The following is a 24664-nucleotide window of genomic DNA, read 5'->3' on the forward strand; positions in this document are numbered from 1 at the left end:
GGAGGGCCACCGAGTGACCGGAGTTCCCCATGCCGGAGACCAGGGGAGGGAGAGGCAGCGTGAGGCGCATGACCGCTCGACCGGGCAACGCCCATCAGGCGCGGCTGCTCGGCCTGCTGCGCGACGGCGGCCCCAGCTCCCGGGCGCAGCTCGGGGACGAGGTGGAACTCTCCCGCTCCAAGCTGGCCGTCGAGGTCGACCGGCTGCTGGAGACGGGCCTGGTCGTCGCCGACGGTCTCGCCGCCTCGCGCGGGGGCCGCCGGTCGCACAACATCCGCCTCGCGCCCGGACTCCGCTTCCTCGGCATCGACATCGGCGCCACCTCCGTCGACGTCGCCGTGACCAACCCGGAGCTGGAGATCCTCGGCCACCTCAACCACCCGATGGACGTGCGGGAAGGGCCGGTGGCCGTCTTCGAGCAGGTGCTGACGATGGTCGGCAAGCTGAAGGACTCCGGGGTCGCGGAGGGCTTCGACGGCGCCGGCATCGGCGTTCCGGGGCCGGTCCGCTTCCCCGAGGGAGTGCCGGTCGCCCCGCCGATCATGCCCGGCTGGGACGGCTTCCCGGTCCGGGAGGCGCTGAGTCAGGAACTCGGCTGCCCGGTCATGGTCGACAACGACGTGAACCTGATGGCCATGGGCGAGCAGCAGGCCGGAGTCGCCCGCCACGTACCGGACTTCATCTGCGTGAAGATCGGCACCGGCATCGGCTGCGGCATCGTCGCGGGCGGCACGGTCCACCGCGGCACCACCGGCAGCGCCGGGGACATCGGCCACATCCAGGTCGAACCCCGCGGCCGGCAGTGCGCCTGCGGCAACCGCGGCTGCCTGGAGGCGTACTTCGGCGGCTCCGCCCTCGCCCGCGATGCCGAGTCGGCGGCCCGGGAGGGCCGTTCGGCCGAACTCGCCAGCAGGCTGGAGACGTCGGGCAGGCTGACGGGAGCCGACGTGGCCGCCGCCGCGGCCGCCGGCGACGGCGCCTCGCTGGACCTCATCCGGGACGGCGGAGCCCGCACCGGTCAGGTCATCGCCGGCCTGGTCAGCTTCTTCAACCCCGGCCTGGTCGTCATCGGCGGCGGGGTCACCGGCCTCGGCCACACGCTGCTCGCCAGCATCCGCACTCAGGTCTACCACCAGTCCCTGCCTCTGGCGACCGGCAACCTCCCCATCGTCCTGGGCGAACTCGGCCAGGTCGCGGGCGTCACCGGCGCCGCACGGCTCATCAGCGACCACCTGTTCTCCCCGGCCTGACGGCCGGGCCGCACGTACAGCGCCACCGGAAACCACCCGCCCGACCCGGCACCGCCCTCGCGGAGCGCACGCCTCCGCGAACCCGTGAACCGTGAACCCGTGAGAGCGCTCGCACCCGCGGCGCCGCCCCGCGTGGCGCCGTACCCGCCCGGCACGCACGTCCCGTACGGCTCCCTGCCCGCACGCACGTAAGGCCCGCGCATGGCACCCCTGCTGACGATGTCCGGCATCACCAAGACCTTCCCCGGCGTCCGCGCCCTGGACGGCGTCGACCTCGACGTCGAAGCCGGCGAGGTGCACTGCCTCCTGGGCCAGAACGGCGCCGGCAAGTCCACCCTGATCAAGGTCCTGGCCGGGGCCCACCAGCCCGACGCGGGCCGGATCACCTGGCGCGGCGAGACCGTACGGCTGCCCACCCCGGTCGCCGCGATGCGCCTGGGCATCGCCACCATCTACCAGGAACTCGACCTGGTGGAGCACCTCTCCGTCACCGAGAACGTCTTCCTCGGCCACGAGATCACCCGCGGCGGCCTGGTGCGCCCCCGCGAGGCACGCGCCCGCACCGCCGACCTCCTCTCCCGCCTCGGCCACCCGGAGATCGACCCCGGCACCCTGGTCGGCCGGCTCCCCGCCGCCGGGCAGCAGATCGTCTCCATGGCGCGGGCCCTGTCCCACGAGGTGCGGCTGATCGTCATGGACGAGCCCTCGGCCGCCCTCGACCCGGACGAGGTCGAGAACCTCTTCCGCATCGTCGGAGCCATGACCTCCGCAGGCGTCGCCGTCGTCTACATCTCGCACCGGCTGGAGGAGATCCGGCGCATCGGCGACCGCCTCACCGTCCTCAAGGACGGCTCCACCGTCGCCCGCGACCTGCCCGCCCGGACCACCGCCACCGCCACGGTCGTGTCGCTGATGACCGGCCGCGACTTCGCGTACGCCTTCCCCGCCCGCCCCGACGTCCCCCCGGCGCCGGCGAAGGACGCACCGCCCCCGCTGCTGCGCGTCGAATCCCTCTCCCGCGCGGGGGAGTTCGCGCCCCTGGACCTGGAGGTGCGCCCCGGAGAGATCGTCGGACTCGCCGGGCTCGTCGGCTCCGGACGCTCCGAGATCCTGGAGACGGTGTACGGCGCCCGCCGCCCCACCACCGGCCGCGTACGGGTCGGGGGACGGCCGCTGCGCCCCGGGTCGGTCCGTTCCGCCGTCCGCGCGGGCATCGGCCTGGCGCCCGAGGAACGCAAGGCGCAGGGCCTGCTGATGCTGGAGTCCGTCACCCGCAACGTGTCCGTCTCCACGCTCTCCCGCTTCGCCCGCGGCGGCTGGCTGGACCGCCGCCGCGAACGCGAGGCGGCCCGCGCCCGCACCCGCGAACTGTCGCTCGCCCCCGACGACCCCGACCGGCCGGTGCGCACCCTGTCCGGCGGCAACCAGCAGAAGGTCGTCCTCGCGCGCTGGCTGCTCCGCGAATGCCGGGTCCTGCTGCTGGACGAACCCACCCGCGGCGTCGACGTCGGCGCCCGCTCCGAGCTGTACGCCCTGATCCGCCGCCTCGCCGACGCGGGCGTGGCCGTCCTGCTGGTCTCCAGCGAGGTTCCCGAAGTCCTCGGCCTCGCCGACCGCGTCCTCGTCCTGCGCGAGGGCCGCGTCGTCCACACCGCGCCCGCGCGGGAGCTCGACGAGCACCGCGTCCTCGACCTCGTCATGGAAGGAAGCCCGACGTGCTGAGCACCGTGTCCAAGGGGGGACCGGCCCCCGCACCCCCGGAACCGGCCCCGTCCCGGACGCGTGCGGCGGCCGGACGCGTCGACATGCTGCACGTGTCCCTGCTCGCCGTCCTGGGCGTGCTCGTCCTGGTCGGCGGCATCACCCGGCCCGAACAGTTCCTCAGCCTGGACAACGTCGAACTGATCCTCACGCAGGCGTCCGTGATCGGCGTCGTGACGGTGGGCGTCACCTTCGTCATCATCGGGGGCGGCATCGACCTGTCCGTCGGCGCGATCGTCGCCCTCGCCTCCGTGTGGGCGACGACCGTCGCCACCCAGTCCTACGGCCTGGCCGGCATCCTGTTCTGCGCCGTCGTCGTGGGCGTCGGCTGCGGCCTGGTCAACGGCCTCCTGATCGCCTACGGGCCGATGGTGCCGTTCATCGCCACCCTGGCCATGCTCGCCTCCGCCCGCGGCCTCGCCCTCCAGATCAGCGAGGGCCGCACGCAGATCGTCGAGGTGCAGTCCGTCCTCGACCTGGGCCTGCCCGACAGCCACGTGCTCGGCGTCCCGCCGCTGGTGCTCGTCTTCCTGACCGTCAGCGTCGTCGGCTGGCTGGTGCTCACCCGCACCACCTTCGGACGGCGCACCGTCGCCGTCGGCGGCAACCCGGAGGCCTCCCGGCTCGCCGGCATCGACGTGCGGCGTCAGCGCCTGATGCTCTACCTGCTCTCCGGCCTGTGCTGCGGCATCGCCGCCTTCATGCTCATCGTGCTCACCGGCTCCGGCCAGAACACCAACGGCAACCTCTACGAACTCGACGCCATCGCGGCGGCGATCATCGGCGGCACGCTGCTCAGCGGCGGCCGCGGCACGATCACCGGCTCGGTCCTCGGCGTCCTCGTCTTCACCACGATCACCAACCTGTTCGCTCTGAACAACCTCCAGAGCGACGTCCAGCAGATCGCCAAGGGCGCCATCATCGTCGCCGCAGTCCTGGTCCAGAAGGGTCGGTCCACCTCATGAGAAAGCTCCCCCGCGTCCCCGCCGGCACCGACGCGCCGCCGCTGGCCTCCCGCCGCGGCGTCCTGCTCGGCACCGCCGCGGCCGGCGCCCTGTTCGCCGCCGGCTGCACCAGCAACCAGAACAACGAGGACCCGGACACCGGACGGCAGCCCGCCGGTTCGGCCGACGACGAGCCCGGCAAGGAGGTGACCATCGGCTTCGCCGGCCCGCAGGCCGACCACGGCTGGCTGAACGCCATCAACGAACAGGCCCGGAGTCGCGCCGAAGCCTACGAGGACGTCACCCTCGTCACCACCGAGGGCTCCAACGACATCGCCCAGCAGAGCGGCCAGATCGAGACCCTCATCAACAAGAAGGTCGATGTCCTGGTCATCCTCCCCGCCGACGGCAAGGCACTGACCCGCATCGGTCTCAAGGCCATGCGCCAGGACATTCCGGTGGTCAACCTCGACCGCGTCTTCAACACCCCGCAGGCGTACCGCTGCTGGATCGGCGGCGACAACTACGGCATGGGCCTGAACGCCGGCCGGTTCATCGGCGAGCGACTGAAGGGCAAGAAGAACGCCAAGGTCGTCGAGCTCGCCGGGATGGACAACCTCGAACTCACCCAGGAGCGCACCCGCGGCTTCGACGACGCGCTGAAGAACTACCCCGGCATCGAGAAGGTCGCCCGCCAGGCCGCCGAGTTCACGGTGGAGTCGGGGCAGAAGAAGATGTCCGCGCTGCTCCAGGCCGTCCCCGAGTTCGACGCCCTGTGGAACCACGACGACGACCAGGGCGTCGGCGCGGAGCGTGCCATCGAGCAGGCCGGCCGCGACGAGTTCCTGATGGTCGGCGGCGCCGGCTCGCGGCACGCGATGGACGCCATCCAGGCCGACGACTCCGTACTCAAGGCCACCGTGCTGTACCCGCCGACGATGGCCGCCTCCGCCATCGACCTCGCCCGCGCCCTCGGGCAGTCACGCGGCGTCGGCGGCCTCGCGGGCCTGGAGATCCCGGCGTCCCTCACGTGCTACTCGGCGGTCGTGACCAAGGACAACGTCGAGGAGTACCTGCCCACCGGCTTCAACTGACCGGTTCCGCCACCCCGACAGGAGGCCATCCATGTCGCACGACACCGCCGCGCCCGCCGCAGCACCGCAGGCAGACGCCGTGCCCGAGCCGGCCGGTACGCCCCCGGCGGGCGCCCGGCCGCTGCCCACCCTCGGCGTGGGCATGGTCGGTTACGCCTTCATGGGCGCCGCCCACTCACAGGGCTGGCGCACCGTGGGCCGCGTGTTCGACCTGCCGCTGAACCCGGCCATGGCTGCCGTGTGCGGACGCGACCCGGCCGCCGTACGGGCGGCCGCCGGGCGGCTGGGCTGGGCGGCGGCCGAGACGGACTGGCGGGCGCTCGTCGCCCGCGACGACGTCCAGCTCGTCGACATCTGCACCCCCGGTGCCAGCCACGCCGAGATCGCGATCGCGGCGCTGGAGGCCGGCAAGCACGTGCTGTGCGAGAAGCCGCTCGCCAACACCGTGGCCGAGGCGGAGGCCATGGTGCGGGCGGCCGCCGAGGCCCGCAGCCGCGGGCAGGTCGCCATGGTGGGCTTCAACTACCGCCGCACCCCCGCCCTTGCCCTCGCCCGCGACATGATCGCCCGCGGGCGGGTCGGCACGGTGCGGCACGTACGCGTCGCCTACCTGCAGGACTGGCTGGTCGACCCCGGCTTCCCGCTCGCCTGGCGGCTGCGCCGGGACCAGGCCGGCTCCGGTGCGCTCGGCGACCTCGGTGCGCACGCCGTGGACCTGGCGCAGCACCTCGCGGGGGAGCCGCTGGTGCAGGTCACCGCGCAGACGGAGACCTTCACCACGCGCCGGCCGGTGCCGGGGGAGGGGCCGGGCGTGCTCGGCGAGGTCACCGTCGACGACGCCGCGCTGTTCGGCGGCCGGCTGGCGTCCGGAGCCCTCGCCGCCTTCGAGGTCAGCCGCGTCGCCGCAGGCCGCAAGAACGCCCTGCGGGTCGAGGTCAACGGCACCGCCGGCTCCCTGGCGTTCGACCTGGAACGGCTCAACGAACTCCAGTTCCACGACCACACGCAGGACGCCGCAGAAGCCGGTTTCCGGCGCATCCTCGTCACCGAGGACACCCACCCGTACCTGGACGCCTGGTGGCCGCCGGGCCACGGCCTGGGCTACGAGCACACCTTCGTCCACCAGGCCCGGGACCTCCTCCGGGCGGTCGCGGACGGCACCGACCCGGCACCCTCCTTCGAGGACGGCCTGCGGGTGCAGCGCGTGCTCGCCGCCGTCGAGGAGAGCGCCGGCAAGAGCAGCGTCCTCATCCCCGTTCCCCAGACCTGAGACCCGACGTCCCGCGAGGAGTGCACGATGCCGCGATCCTTCACCCTCTTCACCGGGCAGTGGGCCGACCTTCCGCTGGAGGAGGTCTGCCGCCTCGCCCGCGACTTCGGCTACGACGGCCTGGAACTGGCCTGCTGGGGCGACCACTTCGAGGTGGACCGGGCCCTGAACGAGCCGGGCTACCTCGCGGGCCGCCACGCCCTGCTCGAAAAACACGGACTCCGGTGCTGGGCCGTCTCCAACCACCTCGTCGGCCAGGCCGTCTGCGACGCCCCCATCGACGAACGCCACCAGGCCATCCTGCCCGCCCGCATCTGGGGCGACGGGGAGGCGGAGGGCGTACGGCGGCGGGCCGCCGCGGAGATGGCCGACACCGCCCGCGCGGCCGCCGCGTTCGGTGTCCGTACGGTGGTCGGCTTCACCGGCTCCTCCATCTGGCACCTGGTCGCCATGTTCCCGCCCGTACCGCCGCACATGGTCGAGCGCGGCTACGAGGACTTCGCCGAACGCTGGAACCCGGTCCTCGACGTCTTCGACGCCGAGGGAGTGCGGTTCGCCCACGAGGTGCACCCGAGCGAGATCGCCTACGACTACTGGACCACCCACCGGGCGCTGGAGGCCATCGGCCACCGTCCCGCCTTCGGCCTGAACTTCGACCCCAGCCACTTCGTCTGGCAGGACCTCGACCCGGTCGGCTTCCTCTACGACTTCCGCGACCGCATCTACCACGTGGACTGCAAGGAGGCCCGCCGCCGCCTGGACGGCCGCAACGGCCGTCTCGGCTCCCACCTTCCCTGGGGCGACCCCCGCCGCGGCTGGGACTTCGTCTCCGCCGGGCACGGCGACGTCGCCTGGGAGGACGTGTTCCGCATGCTGCGCTCCATCGGCTACGACGGGCCGGTCTCCGTCGAGTGGGAGGACGCGGGCATGGACCGGCTCCAGGGAGCGCCCGAGGCGCTGCGCCGCCTCAAGGCGTACGACTACGAGCCGCCGCAGGCGTCGTTCGACGCGGCCTTCGGCGGCGGCGACGACGGAAGCTGACACCTCGTCATTCTTTGTCCTGACAGGGGACGAAGACGGGCGATTTCTGTCGTCAAGGTCTTCCCAACCGGGCGGAAGGTGACTACGGTTCCTGACGTGTACGGACCAGCCTGACCCCTTGGCTCCCTTGGGTGGAAGCGCTCCCGGACACCCCTCGGGCCCCTTTCCCCCGGCCCTCGCAGCGCAGGCCCCGACAGCGCACGACCGTTACCGCCAGAGCGCCCCCGACGGTTCAGCGAAACCCGCGCCCCACCCGTGCCCCACTCACGCCCAGCCGCGCCCGGCCGTCCCGCGGCGACGCCCGCACGGCGTCGCCGTCGCCCTTCCGACCCGTCGCCCGCGATCCGAGGGGGGTCGCGGACGGCGCCAGGCGACGGACGGGGAGAACGCCGACTCCCCGTCCGTCGCCGCCACCCGAACCCCACCCCAGGGAGGCACCCGTGACCGCGCACGCGCACGACGAACGCACCGGTGTCTGGCTGATCGGAGCCCGCGGCTCCGTCGGCACCACCACCATCACGGGCTGCGCCGCGGTCGCCGCGGGCCTCGCCCCGCCGACCGGCATGGTCACCGAGAGCGCCGCCTTCCCCGACTGCGGCCTGCCACCGCTGCGCCGGCTGGTCTTCGGCGGACACGACACCGCCACCACCCTCCTGCCCAAACGCGCCGAGGCCCTCGTCGCCTCCGGAGTCCTCCCGCACGGCCTCCCCACCGCCGTGCTCGACGAACTCGCCGCCGCCGACGCCGCGATACGGCCCGGAGGCACACCCACCGCGGACGCCCGCGGTGAGGAGCAGCTCGTCGCCGCCTTCGCGGCCGACCTGCGCGCCTTCACCCGCACCCACGGCCTGGCGCGCACCGTCGTCGTCAACGTCGCCAGCACCGAACCCGCCCCCGTCGGCGAGGCGTTCCCCGCCAGCTCCCTCTACGCGGCCGCCGCGCTCCGCGCCGGCTGCCCGTACGTCAACTTCACCCCGTCCGCGGGCCTGCACCATCCGAGACTGCGGCCCGCCGCCGCGCGGTCCGGCCTCCCGCACGCGGGCCGGGACGGGAAGACCGGTCAGACCCTGCTGCGGTCCGTGCTCGCCCCGATGTTCGCGCAGCGCGCCCTCGACGTCCGCGCCTGGTCCGGCACCAACCTGCTCGGCGGCGGCGACGGCGCCTCCCTCACCGAACCCGGCGCCGCCGCCGCGAAGAACGCGGGCAAGGCCCGCGTCCTCGCCGACACCCTCGGCGAACTCCCCGACGGGGCGCTGCACATCGACGACGTCCCCGCCATGGGCGACTGGAAGACCGCCTGGGACCACGTCGCCTTCGACGGCTTCCTCGGCTCCCGGATGTACCTCCAGACCATCTGGCAGGGATGCGACTCCGCCCTCGCCGCCCCCCTGGTGCTCGACCTCGCCCGCCTCCTCGCCCGCGCCCACGCGGCCGGCCTCACCGGCCCGGTCGACGGCCTCGGCTTCTACTTCAAGGACCCCGACACCGGCCCCGGCGGCCTCCCCGAGCAGTGGCGCGCGCTCCTCACACTCGCCGAGCGGCTGCGGGTCGCCCCGTGACCCCCGGCGCCGCGCCACGCAGCGCCCGCAGCACCGCGCCGCGGCTCCGCACGGCGAGGGCGGCAAGGGCGGCCCGGACGGCCGGTGCGGTCCGCACGCCCCGCTCCGCCGCGCGCCTGCGCGCCTGGGCGGAACTCCTGCGCGTCTCCGCCCTCTTCAGCGTCCCCGGGGACGCGCTCGCGGGTGCCGCCGTCACCGGCCGCCGCCCCGGCCGCGGCACCGTGCTCGCCGTGGGGACGTCCCTGTGCCTGTACGAGGCGGGCATGGCGCTCAACGACTGGTCCGACCGCGAGGAGGACGCCCGCGAGCGCCCCGGACGGCCCCTGCCCTCCGGACGCGTCACCCCGCGCGCCGCCCTCACAGCGGCCGCCGCCCTCACGGGCACCGGCCTCGGCCTCGTCGCCCTCGCCGGGCGCCCCGCGCTGACCACGGCCACCGCCCTCGCCGGCACCGTCTGGGCGTACGACCTGGGGCTGAAGCACACCCGTGCCGCCCCCGCCACCATGGCCACCGCCCGCGCCCTGGACCTCTTCCTCGGCGCCCTCGCCGCCGGCCGGACGCCGGCCGGACGCGGCAGACGCACCCCGCTGCGCGAGGCGCTCGGTCCCGCGCTCGCACTCGGCACGCACACCCTCGCCGTCACCGCCGTCTCCCGCCACGAGACGACCGGCGGCTCCAGCGCCCCCGCGCTGCGCGCCCTCGCCACCGTCGCCGTGCTCGCCGGCGGCATCCCGGGCCGCCGCGCGCGCGGTCCCCGGGTGACGCCACGCCCGCACGACCGCGTGCTCGTCGCGACGGCGACCGCCGCCTACCTCGCCACCGCCGGCCGCCCCCTCGCCCACGCCGCCCTCAACCCCTCCCCGCCGCTCCTCCAGCGCGCCGTCGGCGGCGGCATCCGCGCCCTGATCCCGCTCCAGGCCGCACTGATCGCCCGCGCCTCCGGCCGGCACGGCGCCTCCGGCACCGCCACCGCCACCGGCGTACTCGCCCTGCTGCCCCTCGCCCGGCACTTCTCCCGAAAGGTCAGCCCCACGTGACGTCCCACGTGACACCCCACGGGAGCGCGAAGCCGCCCCTCCGCTACGCCTACGGCAGCAACGGCCTCACCGACCTGCGGCTCGCCGACGCCCTCGCGCTGCTCGCCGACCTCGGCTACGACGGCGTCGGCCTGACGCTCGACCACATGCACCTCGACCCCCTCGCCCCCGGGCTCGCCGCCCGCACCGCCGCCGTCGCCCGGCTCCTGGCCCGCCACGGCCTGACCGCCACCGTCGAGACCGGCGCCCGCTACGTCCTGGACCCGCGCCGCAAACACGGCCCCACGCTGCTGGACGACGCCCCCGAGGACCGCGCCGCCCGCCTCCGCCTGCTCCACACGGCGGTGCGCGTCGCGGCGGACCTCGGCGCACACGCCGTCCACTGCTTCAGCGGCGTCACCCCGCCCGGCGTGCCGGAGGAGACGGCCTGGCGACGCCTCACCGCAGCCCTGCCCGGACTCCTCGACACGGCGTCGGCCACCGGCGTACCGCTGGCGGTGGAACCCGAACCCGGCCACCTGCTCGGCGACCTGGCGGGCTTCCACCGCCTGCGCCGCGCCCTGGACGACCCGCCCGCCCTCGGCCTGACCCTCGACATCGGCCACTGCCTGTGCCTGGAGGCGGACCCGCCCGCGGACTGCGTGCGCGCGGCCGCGCCCTGGCTGCGGCACGTGCAGATCGAGGACATGCGCCGAGGCGTCCACGAGCACCTGCCGTTCGGCGACGGGGAACTCGACGCCCCACCCGTCCTCGCCGCCCTCCGCGACGCCGGATACGCCGGGCTCGTCACCGTCGAACTGCCCCGCCACTCCCACGCGGGACCCGAACAGGCCGCCGCCGCCCTGCCGTTCCTGCTAGCCGCCGAACGCGCGAGCGCGGCGCACTCCCCGGCGGGGGCCCGCCCGTGAACGGCGGCGGCGCCGACACCCGCGCCCTGCGCAGCACTCTCACCGGCCACCTCGCCCCCGCATCCGCCGCCTGGCTCGCCACCGCCCTCTGCGATGCCGAAGCGACGACGACGTCCCCCGGCGGCCTCCCCGCCTGGGAACAACACTTCGCCTCCGCCGGCCGCCACTGCCGCCCCGGCCCCGGGCCCGTCGGCGCAGGCGACGTCGCCGAGGCGGCACGCGTCCTGATCCTGCAGGCGGCCCGGCCCGGCGCACCCGCCCTGACCCGCCTCTACACCCGCGGCAGCGCCGCCGAACGCCGCGCCGTGCTGCTCGCCCTCCCGCTCCTGCCCCACCTGGGACCCGACGCCGTGCCGCTCGTCCAGGACGCACTGCGGGCCAACGACACCCGCCTGACCGCCGCCGCGCTCGGACCGTACGCCGCCACGCACCTTCCGCCCGACGCCTGGCGGCAGGCACTGCTCAAGTGCCTCTTCACCGGAGTCCCCCTCGCGGCAGTGGCCTCCCTCGCCGAACGTGCCGCAGGCGACGCCGAACTCGCCCGCATGCTGACCGACTACGCCGCCGAACGCACCGCCGCCGGCCGTCCCGTTCCCGGCGACCTGCACCACGCCCTCGCCCTCACCGGCGCCGCCGCGCCTCCGGCCCCGCCCGCGAAGGAGCCCTGAACGCCATGCGCATCTTCGACCCCCACATCCACATGACCTCGCGCACCACCGACGACTACACCGCCATGTACGAGGCGGGCGTACGCGCCGTCGTCGAGCCCTCGTTCTGGCTCGGGCAGCCCCGTACCGCACCGGAGAGCTTCTACGACTACTTCGACTCCCTCCTCGGCTGGGAGCCCTTCCGGGCCGCCCAGCACGGCATCGCCCACCACTGCACGCTGGCCCTCAACCCCAAGGAGGCCAACGACCCGCGCTGCACACCCGTGCTGGACGCGCTGCCGCACTACCTGCTGAAGGACTCCGTGGTCGCCGTCGGCGAGATCGGCTACGACTCCATGACCCCCGCCGAGGACACCGCGCTGGCCGCCCAGCTCCAACTCGCCGCCGACCACGAACTGCCCGCACTCGTCCACACCCCGCACCGCGACAAGGCCGCCGGCCTCGCCCGCACCCTCGACGTCGTCCGCGAGTCGGCGCTCCCCGCCGAACGCGTCCTCGTCGACCACCTCAACGAGACCACCGTCGACGCCGCCCTCGACAGCGGCTGCTGGCTCGGCTTCTCCCTCTACCCCGACACCAAGATGGACGAGGCCCGCATGGTCCGCATCCTCGCCGACCGCGGCCCGGACTGCCTGCGCCGCACCCTGGTCAACTCCGCCGCCGACTGGGGCCACAGCGACCCCCTGACCCCCCGCCGCTTCGGCGACGCCCTGCTCGCCGCCGGTTTCACCCCCGACGACGCCGACCAGGTCCTGTGGCGCAACCCCGTCGCCTTCTACGGCCTCAGCGGACGCCTCGACCTCGACGTCGCCCCGCCCGCCGCGACCCACGAGGGCAACTCCCTCCTCCGGGGCGGTGACTGACGGTGCGCTTCCGCCACCCCGACGGCTCCACCGTCCACCTCTCCTACTGCACCAACGTGCACGCCGCGGAGAACCTCGACGGCGTGATCCGGCAACTCCGCGACCACGCCGAGCCGGTCCGCCGCCGCCTGCACCGCGACCGCCTCGGCATCGGCCTGTGGCTGGCCCACGAAGCCGCCCGCGCACTGACCGAGGACCCCGCCGCACTCCGCCGCCTCCGCCGGGCCCTCGACGCCCGCGGCCTGGAGGTCGTCACCCTCAACGGCTTCCCCTACCAGGGATTCGGCGCACAGCGCGTCAAATACCGCGTCTACCGCCCCGACTGGACCGACCCCGCACGGCTGGACCACACCGCCGACCTGGCCCGCCTGCTCGCCGCGCTCCTCCCCGACGACGTCGACGAGGGCACCGTCTCCACCCTGCCGCTCGCCTGGCGCACCGGTTTCGACCAGGCCGCCCGCCACACCGCCCTCGCCGCCCTGACCACCCTCGCCCACCGGCTGGACGCCCTGCAGGAGACCACCGGCCGCTCCCTGCGCATCGGCCTGGAACCCGAACCCGGCTGCACCGTCGAAACCACCGCCGACGCCGTCGACGCCCTCACCGGCGGCGGAGCCCCACCCGCCCACCGCATCGGCGTGTGCCTCGACACCTGCCACCTCGCCACCGCCTTCGAGGACCCCGGCCAGGCCGTCGACTCCCTCGCCGCGGCCGGCATCCCCGTCGTCAAGTCCCAGCTCTCCGCCGCCCTGCACGCCGCCGACCCCGCCCGCCCCGCCGTACGGGCCTCGCTCGCCGACTTCGCCGAGCCGCGCTTCCTGCACCAGACCCGCACCCCCGGCCCGGACGGCGCCCTCCTGGCCACCGACGACCTCGACGAGGCCCTGGCCCCCGGCGCCCTGCCCACCACCGCACCCTGGCGCGCCCACTTCCACGTCCCGCTGCACGCGCCGCTCGCGCCGCCGCTCACCGCCACCCTCGACGTGCTGCACGCGGCCCTGGCCCGCCTCGTCGGCGGCCCCGCACCCCTCACCCACCACCTGGAGGTCGAGACGTACACCTGGCAGGCGCTCCCGCCCGGCCTGCGCCCCCGCACCCGTGCACAGCTCGCGGCCGGCATCGCCGCCGAACTCGACGTCGCCCGCGACCTCCTCACCGACCTGGGTCTCAAGGAGCTGCCATGACGGCCCCCGCCCCGGCACGCCCCCGGCCCCTGCTCGTCCTCGACGTCGTCGGCCTCACCCCGCGCCTGCTCGCCCACATGCCGCGCCTGAAGGCGCTGGCGGACGGCGGCTCCCGAGCCGCCCTGGAGACCGTCCTGCCCGCCGTCACCTGTGCCGCGCAGTCCACCTTCCTCACCGGCACCCTCCCGGCCGTGCACGGCATCGTCGGCAACGGCTGGTACTTCCGCGAACTCGGGGAGGTCCTGCTGTGGCGGCAGCACAACGCGCTGGTCGCCGGGGAGAAGCTGTGGCACGCCGCCCGCGACCGGCACCCCGGCTACACCGTCGCCAACATCTGCTGGTGGTACGCCATGGGCGCCGACGTCGACTGGACCGTCACCCCGCGTCCCGTCTACTACGCCGACGGACGCAAGGAACCCGACTGCTACACCCGTCCCCCCGCCCTGCACGACGAACTCACCGCCGAACTGGGCACCTTCCCCCTCTTCCGCTTCTGGGGACCCGGCGCCTCGCTGCCCTCCTCGCAGTGGATCGTCGACGCCACCCGCCACATCCTGCGCACCCGCCGCCCCGACCTCGCCCTCGCCTACGTTCCCCACCTCGACTACGACCTGCAGCGCCACGGCCCCGACGACCCCCCGGCCCACGCGGCCGCCCGCGACGCCGACCGCGTCCTCGCGCCGCTCCTCGACGACGCCGCGGCGGAGGACCGTACGGTCGTCGTGCTCTCCGAATACGGCATCACGCCCGTCTCCCGTCCCGTCGACGTCAACCGGGCCCTGCGCCGCGCCGGGCTGCTGGAGGTCCACACCCAGGACGGCATGGAGTACCTGGACCCCACCACCTCCCGCGCGTTCGCGGTCGCCGACCACCAGCTCGCCCACGTCTACGTGCGCCGCCCCGGCGACCTGCCCGCCGTCCGCGACCTGCTCGCCGGCCTGCCGGGCGTCGCCCTGCTCCTGGACGACGACGGCAAGAAGGCCCACGGACTCGACCACCCCCGCTCGGGCGAGCTGGTGGCCGTCGCCGCACCGGACGCCTGGTTCACCTACTACTACTGGCTCGACGACGACCGCGCCCCCGACTTCGCCCGCCTGGTCGAGATCCACCGCAAACCGGGCTACGACCCGGCCGAGCTGTTCCTGGACCCGCTCGACCCCTACGTGAGGCTGCGGGCCGCGGCCGCACTCGCGCGCAAGAAGACCGGCATGCGGTACCGGATGTCCGTCGTCCCGCTGGACCCCTCACCCGTGCGGGGCAGCCACGGCCGGCTGCCCGAGGACCCCGCGCACGGGCCCGTGCTGCTGTGCGACCGCCCCGGCGCCCTCCCCGGGCACGGAACCGTCGCGGCCACCGACGTCAAGGGCCTCCTCCTCGACCTCGCCCTGCCCCCGACCCCGCGCCCCGCCCTGCATCCCACCCCGCAGCCCGCGCCGCCTCCCACCCCGCCCTCCAGGCCGACGACAGGAGACTCCTGATGCCCCACCAGCCCGACCCCGGCCCCCTCGCCCGCCGCCTCCGGCGGCGCGGCCTCCTCGGCGTCGCCGCCGGCACGGCCGCCACCGCGCTGCTCGGCACCGCGACCACCCCGGCCGCCGCGGCGGGCGCCCGCGGACGGGGACGCCCGGTGCTGCCCCCCGGAAGGCTCGGCATCCAGCTCTACACCGTCCGCGACCAGGTCCAGGAGATCGGCTTCGCCCGCCTCTTCGAACGCCTCGCCCGCCACGGCTACAGCGAAGTCGAGTTCGCCGGCTACACCCAGGGCACCGGCGACCTCTCGCTCCCCGCCCTGCGCCGTCTGCTGCGCGACAACGGACTGCGCGGCGTCGGCAGCCACGTCGCCTACCACGCCGACGGCGGCGACCCGGACGCGTACAGCTTCGCCACCAGCCTGGAACGCGTGCTCGACGACGCCGAGGCCCTCGGCCTGCCCGCCGTCGGCACCCCCTGGGCCCCGAACCGCTACGGCGACACGGTCGACGCGTGGAAGCGCGCCGCAGACGACTTCCACACCTACGGCGCCGCCGCCCGCGCCCGCAGCCTGATGTTCTACCAGCACAACCACGCCGAGGAGTTCGGCTTCGCCGAGGACCGCCCGGACGTGCGCCTCTACGACCTGCTGCTCGCCGAGACCGAACCGGACCTGGTCCACTTCGAGATGGACGTCTACTGGGCGTACGTCGGGCAGTACCGCTTCAGCGTCCGCCCCGACGGCACGCCCGCCCCGTTCGAGCCGCTGGACTACGTACGGGCCGCCCCCGACCGCTTCCCGCTCTTCCACGTCAAGGACGGCGAGCGCGAGGACGGCACCCGCGACGGGTACCGCATGACCGACGTCGGCGACGGCGACCTCGACTACCGCCACTTCATCGACACGGTCGGGAGCCTCCCCCGGCAGCGGCGCCGCCACCACTGGCTGGTCGAGCGCGACGACGCCCCCGACCCCGTCGCCAACCCCGCCGGTTCGCTCAGCACGGCCCGCCGCTCCAGCCGCCACCTCCGTTCCCTCCGCTCCCGCGGAGACTGCAGCTGAGGCCCGCACACCACCCGGGCGGCCGGACCCGGTCCTCCCTTCCACTACGCCGCACGGGTGGACACGTCGATATCGACCCGGTAAACACACGAATGCGCCCTGTTGATGCGGTATATCCGTTGCTCACTTAGCGTCGTGGGGGCATCACCCCTCCGATCACACAGGAGCATCGACATGCGCGTTGTATCCCTCGCTGCGGCGGCCGCCCTGGGCGCCTCGGTCCTGCTGACCACCGTGGCCGCACCGGCCGGCGCCGACGCGATGGGCGGCGGCAAGCACAAGGTCACCGGCTGGGCCCACCTCGACGGCCGGCAGGAGGTCCCCGGCCCCGGCGACCGGAACGGCGAAGGCCGCTTCCGCTACAAGATCGAGAACGGCACCCTCTGCTACAAGCTGAGCGTCCGCCGCGTCGCCACCCCGACCGCCGCCCACATCCACTTCGGCCCCCGCGGCGAGGCCGGCCCGATCGCCGTCACCCTCAAGACCCCGCCGCGCAACGGCACCGTCTCGGACTGCATCCGCGCCCGCAGCTGGCAGAACCCGAACAACGCCGCCCGCGTCCTGACCTTCTGGGAGCTCGAGGGCATCAAGAAGGACCCGTTCTTCTTCTACGTCAACGTCCACAACGAGCGCTTCCCGGCCGGCGCCGTGCGCGGCCAGCTGATGAAGAGCCACCGCTGACGCCGAACCCGCGAACCACGGAGGAGGGCCCCCGCCCGGGGCTCTCCTCCGTCCCGGTTTACCCAGGTGAGGAGCACCGGGGATCCTTGGTATGGTGTTCCCCGTCAGCACGGCGCACGCCGTGCGGGACACCCTGTCCGGGTGGCGGAATGGCAGACGCGCTAGCTTGAGGTGCTAGTGCCCTTTATCGGGCGTGGGGGTTCAAGTCCCCCCTCGGACACCACGCGAACCCCAGGTCGGTGACCTGGGGTTTTCTGCTTGGGCTCCCTCGCGCACGAACGGTGCCGACCAGGGGGGAGCGCCGGTCACAGACTCGCCAGGAGGTCGTCGAGGGGCGCGGGCGTCCGGCCGCCGTCGAGGGCTCCGACCAGGAGTGTGCCGTAGCGGATCTTGCGGCCCTTCTTCGTGCCCAGGAAGCGCCGCAGCTGCTGCTCGGGCGACTGGCTGCGCTGGGCGGGCTGGCGGACGAAGGTCCGCCAGGCCCGCAGGTCGCCCTCGTCCTCCACGATCTCCTCGACCCTCGCCACGCCCAGCGCGCGGATCAGTTCCTCCTCCAGGTCCCGGACGCACACGAAGATCCCGTCGCGCGGCGCGCGGGCCCGGTCCAGCGCACGGTCGTAGTAGCCCCGCTCCCGCTCGTCGCACAGGCCGGTCAGCCGCAGCCCCAGCCCGGTGCGCCCGAGGATGCCTGCGTAGCGGCCGACGCTCATCGCCCCGCCCATCGGCACCACGCACACGCCCTCGTCCGCCAGGTCGCGGCCGCGGAGTGCGGCCAGCGTCTCGACGGCCGCGAGGTCGCTCGGCCCTTCCAGCAGCACCGCGGTCCGCACCTCCAGCTGCGCGGCCAGTGCGTGTGCGGGTTCGTCGGCGCCGCCCGCCGCCCAGTCGGTGACCGCGTCCCGGAACGCTCGCATGTCCGCCATGGGCCCGATTCTGCTCCGGAGCGGGGCGTCGGCGCACGGCCATTTCGTCCGGCGGGTGTGTATTGCTCGCTCCATGCTCCCGGTCCACGCCCCTGGAGCGGGAGCCCGGAGCGGTGGCGCCGGGGCGGACTGATGAAGTCCTCAGACATCCCCCGGGGCGGCACCCGTGCGGTGCGTGCGCTGGCATGCTGCGGCCATGTCGGCGTACCACGTGGCTTTCATGCCGCTTCCCGAGTTCGGACACGTCAGCCCGACGCTCCCCATCGTCGAGGAGCTCGTACGGCGCGGGCACCGCGTCACCTTCGCGACCACCCGCAGGTTCGAGGAGAAGGTGACCGCCGCCGGAGCCCGGGCCCTGTGCTACGAGTCGTGGCTGACGTCCCGGAAGCTGCCGGACACGATGGACGCCGAGTACATGGTCCACGAGCCCGTCCGGTCGATCGACGAGGGCATCGCCACCGTCCCCGTGCTCGAGGAGGGGTTCGGCGACGACATCCCCGACGTACTGCTGTACGACGTCAGCACGTTCGCCGCGGGCCGGGTGCTGGCCCGCAAGTGGAAGCGCCCGGCGATCGAGATGTTCGGGACCCTGGCGTCCAACGAGACGTACTCGCTCACCCAGCAGATCGGTTCGCTGTTCGCCGACGAGATCGATCCGCACCACCCCGCGCTGATCGACTTCTTCGTCAAGCAGGGACAGTTGCTGAAGGACCACGGCCTGGCACACGTGACCCTGGAGGAGTTCAACGCGCCCGCCGACGAGTCGAACCTGGTGTTTCTCCCGCGTTCCTTCCAGCCCGCGCAGGAGACCTTCGACGACCGGTTCGCGTTCGTCGGCCCCGCCGTGGGCGGCCGGGACGACGAGCCCGACTGGGACGAGCCGGAGCCGGGCCGGCCGGTCGCCCTGGTCAGCAGGGGCAGCATGCAGATCGACGGCCAGGCGGCGATCCTGCGCACCTACATCGAGGCGTTCGCCGGCAGCGACTGGCACGTGGTGGTCGCGGCCGCCGACCACGTCGACCGGGACGAACTCGGGCCGGTGCCCGACAACGTGCGGCTGATGAGCTGGGTGCCTCAGCTGTCGGTACTGCGGCGCGCCGACGTCTTCGTCTCCCACGGGGGGACCAACAGCGTGATGGAGGCGATGTACCTGGGCACGCCCGTGGTCGCCGTGCCCTACACGCCCGAACAGCACTTCATCGCCGAGCGGCTGGCGGAACTCGGCCTCGGGGCGCACCTGCCGCACGACGACGTCACGCCCGAGCGGCTGCGCACCGAGGTCGAGCGGCTCGTCGCCGACGAGAGCGTGCTCGCCGGTGTCCGTGCGCTGCAGCGGGAGATGCACGCCGTCGACGGCCCGGCCTGGGCCGCGGACCGCGTCGAAGCAGCCGCCCGCGGCTGACCCGCCGCGCGCCGGGGACCATGCGGAGCCCGGGGGCGGCGGAGCCCGCGCAGGAGGGGCCGTGCGAAGGTGGTCCGGATGACCACTCCACCCCGCGCAGGCAACGGACTCGTCTACGGATGCATGGGTCTCGGCGGCAGCTGGCAGCCGGAACCGTACGGTCCGGCCGACGTCGACGCCGCGGAGGTGGCGGTCGCGGCCGCGCTCGACAGCGGCATCACGACCTTCGACCACGCCGACATCTACCGGCACGGCAAGGCGGAGGCCGTCTTCGGCGAGGTGCTCGCCCGCAGCCCCGGCCTGCGTGAACGGCTCACCCTGCAGACCAAGTGCGGCATCCGTCTCCCCGACGACGACCGTCCGGGCCACTACGACCTGCGGGGCGCGTCCGTCGTGCGTCGCGTCGAGGAGAGCCTGACCCGGCTGCGCACCGACGTCGTCGACGTCCTGCTGCTGCACCGACCCGACCCGCTCGCCGACCCCGACGACGTCGCGGAGGCGCTCACCTCGCTGCACCGGCAGGGGCTGGTGCGCCGCTTCGGCGTCTCGAACATGAGCGGCCCGCAGATCGCCCACCTCCAGGCGTCGCTGCCCTTCCCGCTGGAGGTGAACCAGCTGGAGATGAGCCTGCACCACCGGGACTGGCTGGAGTCCGGCGTCGTGGTCAACACCGCAGAGGCCGCCGGCAACGGCTTCCCGCACGGGACCCTCGAGCACTGCCGGGCTCACGGGGTCGCGCTGCAGGCCTGGGGTTCCCTCGCCCAGGGCCGGTACACCGGCCGCCCGGCCACCCCGGAGGACCGGGAGACCGCGGCGCTCGTCCGGCGGCTGGCCCGGGAGAAGGGCACCACGCCCGAGACGGTGCTGCTGTGGTGGCTGCAACGCCACCCCGCGGCCGTCGTCCCGGTCGTCGGCTCCACCCGCCCGGAACGCATCCGTGCCTGCCGTGATGCGGCGCTGGCCGCGCCCCGCCTCGACCATCAGGAGTGGTACGACCTGTGGCTCGCCGCCCGCGGCGCCCCTCTGCCCTGACCGGTCGCGCCACCACGGCCCGCGCCACCACCGGATGGGCCCGCCGCGCGGGCCCGTTCGTCCGCTTCGGCTCACCTCCGGCGGCGCAGCGCGGCGGCGAGTTCCGCGCCGAGTGGCTGGGGCAGTCTGGTGCGGCCCTGTGCGGTGGCGACCAGGGCCATGGCGACGTCGCGCAATTTGGTGTTGGTGTGCTGCGAGACCTCCACCAGTACCTCCCAGGCGACCTGCGGAGGGCAGCGGGCCATCACCATCACCATGCCGCGTGCCTGGTCGATGACGCTGCGGCTCGCCATCGCGTGCCGCAGCTGCGTCACCTCGGTGCGCAGCCGGTCGATCTCCGCCTCCAACTCGGCCACGGTGAGGCCGCTTTCGGCCTCACCGTCGGCCGGCACCCGCGCCGGTGAGGTCACCTCGCGGTCGGCGGGGTCGATCGTGCTCATTCCTGATCCCTCGGGGGTGGTGACCGGAGACGACTCCGGTGCGAGGCGGTGGCGCCGGGGACCGGTCCGTCGGCGGCCGGCGGCGCGTGTCGCGCCGCCACGGACGTGCGGGCGTGCGGAAGGGCCGGCTGAAGGGCGCGTGACAGGGCGGAGGAAGGCCGGTGCTGCGGCGGAGAGAAGGGGCGCCGGGGGTGGGGGCCTGCCACGGCGGTGTGACGACCGTCGCCGGGGCCGGGCGGCTCGACCTCCCGGGCCGCTCAGGCGGGCACGGGCCGCCCCCCGTGGCTTCCGGAGCCGGGGAACGGGCAGGGCCGGGGGCGGCGCCGCGTGCGGGCGGCCGGCGGAACCGGTGTACTGATCACGGCGGGGTCCTCTCCCGTCCAACTGTCCGGACAAGCAGACAGCGCGGGAGAAGACACACCCGGCCACGGCGTCCCGAAGGTCCACGGGAGGCGCCCCGGCCTCGCACGGGGCCGCATCGGCTCCGCGCTGTGTGCCTCTCGATCTGAAGCACTAGAAGAAGTCGCCGCCCCCGCCGTGACCTGCGCGAACATCGCGCCGGTGAGGTGCCGGAGGAAGCAGAGACAGGCGTGGGAAGCCTACACCACCGGGAACGGAGTGATCTCGTTCCCGGTGGCCGGCTCCCGTTGTGCCGGGCGGCGGACCCGGCTACTTCGGGTCGTCGTCGAACCAGGCGTCGAGGACGGCGTCCAGGTCCTCTGCCCACTGCTGGAGGGTCTTGCGGGTCGGCGCGATGACCTCGGCGTCGAAGCGCCGGCGCGGATCGCGCGTGCCGACGGCGACCTCGAAGCGCTTCGCGAAACGGGAGGCGCCGATCTCGACGGAGCCGATGTCGGACCACCGGAAACGCGCCTCGGTGTCGTCCAGCCGGAAGACCACGCCGCGCCCGTCCGCGAGGATCGCCCCCCGGTGGTCCCGCACCTCGAACGCGGGCCCCTCGGGCGGCTCTTCGTCGTCGTGGGGGTCGTGTTCCGCCGGGCCGTCGGCGTCCGCGGTCCCGCCGTCGGCCTCGGCCTCGCGGTCGGTCTCGGCCTCGACGTCCGTCTCGGTGTCCGGCTCGTCGTCGCCCTTGACGTCGTCGGGGGCCGCGCCGGGGGAGTCGTCGGTCCGGGGCGGCTTCGGTGCCTGCGGCTCGTCGTCCGGTCCTCCGTCGGTGGCGGGCTCAGCCTCCGCCGCCGTCGCGTCGGGGGACTGCTGCCGTTCCGCCGCCGCGGTGGCCGGTCCGGGCAGGCCGGGGATGTGCGTCGGGTCCGTGCCGGCGCTGAGCACGGCCGGTTCGGGGGATTCAGGTCGTTGCTCCACGAGGGACAGTATGGCCGTGCCGCCACCCCCCGGGTCCAGCCGCCCCACCCTCCGGCGCGCGGCCGTGCGTCTGCGGCGTGTCCGGGCGCGTTCAGCCCAGCAGGTCGGCCTGGTCGGCCAGCGACCGCAGCCGTTCGGCCGGGTCGGGGACGAGCTTGCGCGTGGCGAGGTCGAGGATGCCGGCGAGGGCCGTGACCTCCGCGGCCACGGCGTCGTCCACGGTCAGGATCTCCTGCCGGATGCGGAACGTCCGGCTCCGGGTGAACTCGAACCGGCAGGTGACCCGTACCTCGTCGCCGCCGCGGAGCTCACGCCGGAATTTCAGCGTGGTCTCCAGCGCCACCGGCCCGACCCCGTCCGCCAGGAGCTTGTCCTGCGGCAGCCCGGCCGCCCGCAGCAGCTCCCACCGTGCGTGCTCGGCGTACTGGAGGTAGACGGCCTGGTTGAGGTGCCCCTGGGTGTCGAGTTCGTAGCCACGCACGGTGACCGGCACGGAGAACGTCATGCGGACGCCAACGTCCGCGCACCGGGGCATATTCCCGGGCTTCCGCGATCCGCTCCGCTCCTCTTGACGGGCTCCGGACAATCATTAAGGTCTAGACCAACGGTGAGGTTGGTCTGTTCCTTTGGCTGCTCCTGCGGACCCGCTCCGCCCCCACCGGACCCTGGCCCGTGCGTCCTCGACAGCGAAGGAGTCGGCATGAACCCGAAGCGAAGACTGGCGGCCGTGATCGGTGCGGGCATCGCACCCCTGCTCGCGGTGAGCCTCCCCGCCCAGACGGCCAGCGCGCACGGCTACGTCTCCACGCCCCCCAGCCGCCAGGCCCAGTGCGCGGCCGGCGACGTCGAGTGCGGCCAGATCAAGTACGAGCCGCAGAGCGTCGAGGGCCCCAAGGGCCTGCGCAGCTGCAGCGGCGGGAACCAGCAGTTCGCCGAACTCGACGACGACGGCAAGGGCTGGCGCGTCACACCGGTCGGCAGCTCGACGCACTTCTCGTGGACCCTGACGGCCCGCCACGCCACCAGCACCTGGCAGTACTTCGTCGGCGGCCAGCAGGTCGCCGAGTTCAACGACGGCGGCGCGCAGCCGGGCGCCACCGTCACCCACCGGGTCGACTTCGGCGGAATCTCCGGGCAGCAGAAGGTCCTCGCCGTCTGGAACATCGCCGACACGGCCAACGCGTTCTACGCCTGCATCGACGTCAACATCGGCGGCGGCGGCGACCCGGGCGACCCCGGCGACCCGGACCCGGGCGACTGCACCGCGCCCGCCTGGAACCCCACGGCCACCTACCTCGGCGACGACCGCGTCACCTGGGAGGGCCACACCTGGCGCGCCAAGTGGTGGGTCAAGGGCGACGAACCCGGCACCACCGGCGAGTGGGGCGTCTGGGAGGACCTCGGACCCTGCGCCTGACCCCTCACCGACCCGCGCCCCGGGGCCGACGCGCCCCACTCGTGTGGGAACGGCAACCCGATGGCCGTTCCCACACGACCGCGCACGCCCGGGCGCGGGCGCGGACGTCCGGCGCGCCGCGTCAGACCCCCGCGGCCGTACGGTCCAGGGCCAGCCGCGCGTAGAGCGCCGCACCGTCCGCCAGCACCGCGTCGTCGAACGCGGCGTGCGGTGAGTGGTTGTTCGCCGACGTCTCCGGGTCGGCCCCCGCGGGCGGGGCACCGAGCATCGTCATCGCCCCCGGCACCTCGTCCAGGACCCGCGAGAAGTCCTCGGCCCCGGCCAGCGGGTGCGCCATCGGCTCGAAACGCTCCTCCCCGTGCAGCTCGGCGACGGTCCGCTGAACGAACGCCGCCTCCCGGGCGTCGTTGACGGTCACGGGGTAGAGCTCGGTGAACTCCGCGTCCACCCGCAGCCCGTGGCCCGCGGCGATGCCCCGGCACAGCTCGACGGTTCCGTCCTTCAGCCTGGCCTGCGTGGCGGGGGAGAACGAGCGGACCGTCGCCTCGAAGGTGGCGGATTCCGGAATCACGTTCTGCTTGGTACCCGCGTGGAAGCTGCCGACGGTGAGCACGACCGGGTCGAAGACGTCGAAGGTGCGGCTGATCCAGGTCTGCAGCGCGGTCACCATCTCGCACGCCGCCGGCACCGGGTCGGCGGCGCGGTGCGGCATCGAGCCGTGCCCGCCCGCGCCCCGGACGGTCACGGTGAGCACGTTCGACGCAGCCATCGCCGGCCCCCCGCGGGTGAAGAACCGGCCGGAGGCGTGCCCCGCCGACAGCACGTGCACCGCGTAGGCGGCGACCGGGCGCGTCCCCGAAGCGTCCAGGACTCCGTCCTCGACCATCAGCCGCGCCCCGTCGAACCCCTCCTCGCCCGGCTGGAACATGAAGACGACGTCGCCCGCCAGCCGGTCCCGGTGCGAGGCCAGCAGGCGCGCGGCCCCGGCCAGCATCGCCGTGTGCAGGTCGTGGCCGCAGGCGTGCATCGTGGACCCGGTCCGGGAGGCGTAGTCGAGTCCGGTGCGCTCCGCGACCGGCAGGGCGTCCATGTCCCCGCGCAGCAGCACGGTGGGGCCCGGCCGCGCCCCGCGCAGCACCGCCGTCACGGAACTGAGGCGCCGTCCCGTCGTGACCTCCAGGCCCAGTCCGTCGATCTCGGCGAGCACCTTCTCCTGGGTGTGCGGGAGGTCGAGTCCGGTCTCCGGGTGCTGGTGCAGGGCGCGCCGCAGCCGTACCAGGTCGTCCTGGACGGCGGCGGCGTCCTCGCGCAGATTCATGATGTTCCTCCAGTCG

The 24664-nt window shown here is 74.2% G+C and carries 23 protein-coding genes and 1 tRNA gene; 19 read left to right on the forward strand and 5 right to left on the reverse strand.

All coding sequences use genetic code 11. The features are described 5' to 3' along the window. The first annotated feature begins 68 nt into the window (after positions 1-68). The 16 genes from K304_RS0100700 to K304_RS0100775 all read left to right on the forward strand — a co-directional run bounded on the left by K304_RS0100700 (position 69) and on the right by K304_RS0100775 (position 17016). The gene (locus tag K304_RS0100700) at positions 69-1250 is read left to right on the forward strand and encodes an ROK family transcriptional regulator (RefSeq protein WP_027762170.1); all 1182 of its coding nucleotides are present in this window, start codon (positions 69-71) and stop codon (positions 1248-1250) included. Positions 1251-1451: 201 nt separating this feature from the next. Beyond that, positions 1452-2972, forward strand: coding sequence for a sugar ABC transporter ATP-binding protein (locus tag K304_RS0100705; protein WP_027762171.1), 1521 nt, complete (start codon positions 1452-1454; stop codon positions 2970-2972). Then, positions 2966-3976, forward strand: coding sequence for an ABC transporter permease (locus tag K304_RS0100710; protein WP_051307601.1), 1011 nt, complete (start codon positions 2966-2968; stop codon positions 3974-3976). The genes K304_RS0100705 and K304_RS0100710 overlap by 7 nt, the downstream gene beginning before the upstream one ends. After that, complete coding sequence (locus K304_RS0100715) at positions 3973-5049, forward strand: substrate-binding domain-containing protein (protein ID WP_037788900.1); 1077 nt, start codon at positions 3973-3975, stop codon at positions 5047-5049. Before K304_RS0100710 ends, K304_RS0100715 begins: the two co-directional genes overlap by 4 nt. A 31-nt stretch (positions 5050-5080) precedes the next feature. Beyond that, the gene (locus tag K304_RS0100720; RefSeq protein ID WP_078528180.1) at positions 5081-6319 is read left to right on the forward strand and encodes a Gfo/Idh/MocA family protein; all 1239 of its coding nucleotides are present in this window, start codon (positions 5081-5083) and stop codon (positions 6317-6319) included. A gap of 27 nt (positions 6320-6346) precedes the next feature. Further along, entirely contained in the window at positions 6347-7360 is a 1014-nt protein-coding gene (locus K304_RS0100725; RefSeq protein ID WP_027762175.1) for a sugar phosphate isomerase/epimerase family protein, read from the forward strand. A gap of 440 nt (positions 7361-7800) precedes the next feature. After that, complete coding sequence (locus K304_RS0100730) at positions 7801-8919, forward strand: inositol-3-phosphate synthase (protein WP_027762176.1); 1119 nt, start codon at positions 7801-7803, stop codon at positions 8917-8919. Beyond that, positions 8916-9956: an SCO3242 family prenyltransferase gene (locus K304_RS0100735; protein WP_078528182.1), complete on the forward strand. Its 1041-nt coding sequence runs from the start codon at positions 8916-8918 to the stop codon at positions 9954-9956. Before K304_RS0100730 ends, K304_RS0100735 begins: the two co-directional genes overlap by 4 nt. Further along, a complete protein-coding gene (locus K304_RS26585) occupies positions 9953-10864 on the forward strand; it encodes a sugar phosphate isomerase/epimerase family protein (protein WP_486591534.1) in 912 nt (303 codons plus the stop codon). Before K304_RS0100735 ends, K304_RS26585 begins: the two co-directional genes overlap by 4 nt. Then, positions 10861-11532 carry an EboA domain-containing protein gene (locus K304_RS0100745; RefSeq protein WP_027762178.1) on the forward strand — a complete coding sequence of 224 codons (672 nt, stop codon included), beginning with the start codon at positions 10861-10863 and terminating at the stop codon, positions 11530-11532. Before K304_RS26585 ends, K304_RS0100745 begins: the two co-directional genes overlap by 4 nt. A 5-nt stretch (positions 11533-11537) precedes the next feature. After that, positions 11538-12395 (forward strand): TatD family hydrolase, encoded by an 858-nt coding sequence (locus K304_RS0100750; protein ID WP_027762179.1) that lies wholly within the window; start codon positions 11538-11540, stop codon positions 12393-12395. Positions 12396-12397: 2 nt separating this feature from the next. After that, entirely contained in the window at positions 12398-13579 is a 1182-nt protein-coding gene (gene eboE / locus K304_RS0100755) for a metabolite traffic protein EboE (protein WP_027762180.1), read from the forward strand. Next, positions 13576-15057, forward strand: a complete 1482-nt coding sequence (locus K304_RS26590) for an alkaline phosphatase family protein (protein ID WP_078528186.1) — start codon at positions 13576-13578, stop codon at positions 15055-15057. The genes eboE and K304_RS26590 overlap by 4 nt, the downstream gene beginning before the upstream one ends. Continuing rightward, entirely contained in the window at positions 15057-16112 is a 1056-nt protein-coding gene (locus tag K304_RS0100765) for a sugar phosphate isomerase/epimerase family protein (RefSeq protein ID WP_027762181.1), read from the forward strand. Before K304_RS26590 ends, K304_RS0100765 begins: the two co-directional genes overlap by 1 nt. 174 nt (positions 16113-16286) lie before the next feature. Next, positions 16287-16793, forward strand: coding sequence for a CHRD domain-containing protein (locus tag K304_RS31525; protein ID WP_051307603.1), 507 nt, complete (start codon positions 16287-16289; stop codon positions 16791-16793). Positions 16794-16928: 135 nt separating this feature from the next. Next, positions 16929-17016: transfer RNA gene (locus K304_RS0100775), tRNA-Leu, on the forward strand. A gap of 82 nt (positions 17017-17098) precedes the next feature. Here K304_RS0100775 and K304_RS0100780 read toward each other — a convergent pair. Beyond that, positions 17099-17716, reverse strand: a complete 618-nt coding sequence (locus K304_RS0100780; RefSeq protein WP_027762182.1) for a TOPRIM nucleotidyl transferase/hydrolase domain-containing protein — start codon at positions 17714-17716, stop codon at positions 17099-17101. Between the two features lie 196 nt (positions 17717-17912). Between K304_RS0100780 and K304_RS0100785 the strand changes: the two genes are divergently transcribed. After that, entirely contained in the window at positions 17913-19118 is a 1206-nt protein-coding gene (locus K304_RS0100785; protein ID WP_037788903.1) for a macrolide family glycosyltransferase, read from the forward strand. A 78-nt stretch (positions 19119-19196) separates the two neighbouring features. Beyond that, entirely contained in the window at positions 19197-20150 is a 954-nt protein-coding gene (locus tag K304_RS0100790; RefSeq protein ID WP_027762184.1) for an aldo/keto reductase, read from the forward strand. Between the two features lie 71 nt (positions 20151-20221). Here the strand turns inward: K304_RS0100790 and K304_RS0100795 are convergent, their stop codons facing one another. The 3 genes from K304_RS0100795 to K304_RS0100805 form a co-directional block, all read right to left on the reverse strand. Next, the gene (locus K304_RS0100795; RefSeq protein WP_078528192.1) at positions 20222-20590 is read right to left on the reverse strand and encodes an ANTAR domain-containing protein; all 369 of its coding nucleotides are present in this window, start codon (positions 20588-20590) and stop codon (positions 20222-20224) included. A 669-nt stretch (positions 20591-21259) separates the two neighbouring features. Then, positions 21260-21913 carry a hypothetical protein gene (locus K304_RS0100800; protein WP_027762186.1) on the reverse strand — a complete coding sequence of 218 codons (654 nt, stop codon included), beginning with the start codon at positions 21911-21913 and terminating at the stop codon, positions 21260-21262. Positions 21914-22004: 91 nt separating this feature from the next. Further along, positions 22005-22418, reverse strand: a complete 414-nt coding sequence (locus K304_RS0100805; protein ID WP_027762187.1) for an acyl-CoA thioesterase — start codon at positions 22416-22418, stop codon at positions 22005-22007. A 195-nt stretch (positions 22419-22613) separates the two neighbouring features. On the opposite strand from K304_RS0100805, the gene K304_RS0100810 reads away from it, so the two are divergent. Further along, positions 22614-23330 (forward strand): lytic polysaccharide monooxygenase, encoded by a 717-nt coding sequence (locus K304_RS0100810; RefSeq protein ID WP_027762188.1) that lies wholly within the window; start codon positions 22614-22616, stop codon positions 23328-23330. Positions 23331-23451: 121 nt separating this feature from the next. On the opposite strand, the gene K304_RS0100815 is transcribed toward K304_RS0100810, so the two are convergent. Continuing rightward, positions 23452-24648 (reverse strand): M20 family metallopeptidase, encoded by a 1197-nt coding sequence (locus K304_RS0100815; RefSeq protein ID WP_027762189.1) that lies wholly within the window; start codon positions 24646-24648, stop codon positions 23452-23454. Between the last annotated feature and the right edge of the window lie 16 nt (positions 24649-24664).

It is taken from the genome of Streptomyces sp. CNS606, from assembly GCF_000426325.1.